Origin of the sequence: Curtobacterium sp. B18, from assembly GCF_000333375.1 — a bacterium.
In the GTDB taxonomy this organism is placed as follows: domain Bacteria; phylum Actinomycetota; class Actinomycetes; order Actinomycetales; family Microbacteriaceae; genus Curtobacterium.
Genome location: NZ_BACZ01000584.1, coordinates 1 through 2,572, shown reverse-complemented (window position 1 = coordinate 2,572; position 2,572 = coordinate 1). Strand labels below are relative to the sequence as shown.

Sequence of the window (2,572 nt, the reverse complement as noted above, 5' to 3'; positions counted from 1 at the left end):
GCGCTCGTGGTGCTCCTGCTCCCGCACCCGTCCCTCGTCACGTGGGCGCAGGACGCGATCTCGGGGTTCCGGGCGATGGCGGTGGCCCGGGCGTTCTACATCGGGCTCGTCATCGCCGCGATCGTCGTCGGGGTGCCCGCCGGCATCGCCGTGACGAAGTGGCTGCGGATCGAGGTGGACCCGTCCGGGATCGCCCTGCAGACCCTGCCGCTCTGGGCGTCCCTGCTGCTGACCGTCGTCTCGGCGGCCGCCAACTGCTTCGTGCAACAGGCGAGCGCGCGGGTGATCCCGGTCGCCGTCGTGTTCTCGGTGGCAGCCGGTGCCGCTCTGCGTCTCCTCCGCGAGGTCGGCATCCCGCTGCTCGGAGCGACCTTCCTCGCCTCGGTGCTCCTCGGCGTGCTCGCGACGATCGCCGCCGCACGGATGCGGACGGCCGTGGCGGCGATCGCGGTGCCGGCGTTCTGCGGCGCCCTGCTGCCCGGCGTCGCCGTGTCGAGCGCCCTGCTCAACTTCATGTCCGGGTCGTCGAGCGCGGCGCTGGACTTCGTCGCGGCCGTCTCGGTCGCCCTGGCGATCGGTGCCGGGCTCGTGCTCGGCGGCCTCGTGGCGACGCCGGGGGCACGGCGGGCGCTCCGGCGGTCCCGACGGGTCGTCGTGCACTCGGTGCACAACGACACCACGGCGATCAAGGTCATCCGCGACTCGGGCTACGACCCCGGCAACGGGTCGACACCCCGCGGGCCGCGGCCGCGCTGAACCGGTGCCGGTGCCGGTGCCGGGCGAGCCCGCGGGCGACATCACGGGCTGGGCGACACCTCACGGACCGCAACGTGCGTGACGTGTCGCGCAGCCCGTGAGATCGCGAGCCGAGCGCTCCGCGAGCCGAGCCGAGCGGCGAGCACCCCGAGCCGAGCACCGAGCACCGAGTGCCGCGGGTCAGATCTCCCAGCCGCCGTCGCTCCACGTCGACAGTCGCCGTGCGGCCTGCGGCTCGTAGCGCTCCATCCAGCCGCGCTCGAGCCGCGTGACGGCCCGGTCGAAGGCGGGCACGAGGTCGAGGTCCGACCGCAGCAACGCCTGCAGCTGGAGTCCCTCGTAGAGCGCGATGAGCTGTTCGGCCCCGCGACGCGGGTCCATGGTGTGCGGCGCCCGACCGACCGCGATGTCGTGCTCGAGGCCGCGCTTGATCTGCGCGTAGAAGAGCTGGTAGCGCGACCGCAGGTACGACGCCATCGGGTGCTGCGGGTTGCCCGCGACCGAGAGCAGGGCGACGAGGAGCCGCATGAGCGCCGGGTCCTCGGCGTTCGACGCGACGATCCCGCGCAGGAGCTGGACCGTGGAGCCGTCGCCGACCTCACGCGTGACCTCGTCCATGCGGCCGCCGTTCCACCGGTCGACCGCGGCGAGCACGAGCCCGTCCCACGAGGGGAAGTGCTGGTGGAGCTCCTCCACCCCGATCCCGATGCGCTCGGCGACGAGTCCCGCGTGGGCCTCGTGGAAGGGAACGTCCCGCAGGAGGTCGACGGTGGCCCCCACGATCGTGATCCGCAGGTGCAGGGTCGCGGCCGCGGCGGCTGCCGCCTGCGTGTCCGCGCTGGTGTGTTCGAGCATCGTGCCCTCCGTCGGTCCCGGACGTCCTGTCCGTGTCGCCCACTGGGGGCAGGACCATCCAAACGGAGTTCGGGGGACAACAGCATCCCCGGTCCGGGTGTCGGCATGTCGGGGGACAAGCGATGCGGTTCGCAGCGCGTTCGCGGTCATCCGTGTGACGATGCCGTCATGACCCCGAACGACCCCACCGCGCAGGGACTGGCGACCATGGCCTCGGCCGGCTTCGAGTTCGGCGGCGACCCGGATCAGGTCGCCCACGACGTCCGGACCATGTGGGAGCAGCTCGGGCGGCCGACCGGCGCGTTCGACGCCGCGGCCCGGGCGATCGCCGCGCTCCCGCAGCGCCCCGAGGTCCCGATCGCCGACCAGGCCCGGCGCCGCGCGTTCGAACGGGCCGTCGGCATCAACCCGGTCGAGGTCGAGCTGGCCGCGGCGCTGTCCGCGCGCGAACTGCTCGAGCGTCTGGCGCGCACCTGCACCGCGCCGTGCTGACGACCGGTTGACGGAAGGACGGGAGGGACGGTGCCAGCTGGCACCGCCCCTCCCGTCCGCTGTCCGCCCACCGCTACGGCGTCGGCATGCCCCCGTCGACGTGCAGCGTCTCGCCCACGACGTAGGACGATTCGCCGCTCGCCAGGAACACGTACGCCGGCGCGAGCTCGGCGGGCTGGCCCCAACGGCCGAGGTAGGTCTGCTCGCCGGCAGAGGGCAGGGCCTCCGGCGGCTGCCCACCGGCGGGCTGGAGCGGGGTCCAGATGGGACCGGGAGCCACGGCATTGACGCGGATGCCCTTCGGCGCGAGCTGCGCGGCGAGGCCCTTCGCCAGGTTGTTCACGGTCGCCTTCGTCGCGGCGTAGTGCACCAGGTGCGGCGACGGTGCGTACGCCTGGATCGAGGTCGTGTTGATGATCGTGGAGCCCGGCTGCAGGTGCGGCACCGCGGCCTTCGTGATCCGGAAGGT

4 protein-coding genes are annotated in these 2,572 nt (G+C 73.4%); 2 read left to right on the top strand and 2 right to left on the bottom strand.

The annotated features are described in order from the left end of the window. The coding region (locus I5E_RS15765) for a threonine/serine exporter family protein (RefSeq protein WP_022907828.1) at positions 1-756 on the top strand (756 nt) is incomplete at its 5' end. Between the two features lie 180 nt (positions 757-936). On the opposite strand, the gene I5E_RS15760 is transcribed toward I5E_RS15765, so the two are convergent. Further along, positions 937-1,611, bottom strand: a complete 675-nt coding sequence (locus I5E_RS15760) for a TetR/AcrR family transcriptional regulator (protein WP_022907827.1) — start codon at positions 1,609-1,611, stop codon at positions 937-939. A gap of 168 nt (positions 1,612-1,779) precedes the next feature. Between I5E_RS15760 and I5E_RS15755 the strand changes: the two genes are divergently transcribed. Further along, positions 1,780-2,103, top strand: a complete 324-nt coding sequence (locus tag I5E_RS15755; RefSeq protein ID WP_022907826.1) for a hypothetical protein — start codon at positions 1,780-1,782, stop codon at positions 2,101-2,103. Between the two features lie 73 nt (positions 2,104-2,176). On the opposite strand, the gene I5E_RS15750 is transcribed toward I5E_RS15755, so the two are convergent. Beyond that, a partial coding sequence (locus I5E_RS15750; RefSeq protein WP_022907825.1) for an SDR family oxidoreductase occupies positions 2,177-2,572 on the bottom strand: 396 nt, incomplete at its 5' end.